This window comes from Grimontia celer (assembly GCF_900055185.1).
In the GTDB taxonomy this organism is placed as follows: Bacteria; Pseudomonadota; Gammaproteobacteria; order Enterobacterales; family Vibrionaceae; genus Enterovibrio; species Enterovibrio celer.
Window position 1 is genome coordinate 1 of the sequence record NZ_FIZX01000098.1, and the last position, 511, is coordinate 511.

Consider the following 511-nt stretch of genomic DNA (forward strand, 5'->3'; position numbering starts at 1 on the left):
GGAATAACAATTTCAGAGGCACCCAGTTTTTCTAAACGCTTTCTCAGAGGGCGAATATTGTCTTTTGTGGAGAGTAAAGTGCTAAACCAAATCACTTGTGAGGTGAAGTCTTTACTTTCCTCGGCCATCTTAAGGACAAATGCTTCCTCTCCTCCGGGACACCACAGCTCTGCATTTTGGCCGCCGAAATTGAGCTTACTATCCAAATTGGTCACACCGGACTGACCACGCGAGTTTTGGTTTTTTGAGAGATTGTTATGTTTGCGCTTTGTGCCTTGTTGCGCCTCTGCCATCGATTTATGGAAAGGCGGATTACAAGTGGTCGCGACGAAGAAATCATCAGTCGCAATGACACCATTAAAGATACGCTGGCTGTTTAGCTGATGTCGAATCTCAATTTTTCTCGCCAGTTTGTCGTTGTTATTAACGATCTCCTTGGCACAATTCACCGAAATTGTGTCGATATCCGACCCTACCCAATTCCAGTGATGACGTGTCGCCCCAACAATCC

General features: G+C 45.6%; 1 protein-coding gene. It reads right to left on the minus strand.

The window, feature by feature from the left end:
- A partial coding sequence (locus GCE9029_RS25615; RefSeq protein WP_231870207.1) for an RlmF-related methyltransferase occupies positions 1 to 449 on the minus strand: 449 nt, incomplete at its 3' end.
- Between the last annotated feature and the right edge of the window lie 62 nt (positions 450 to 511).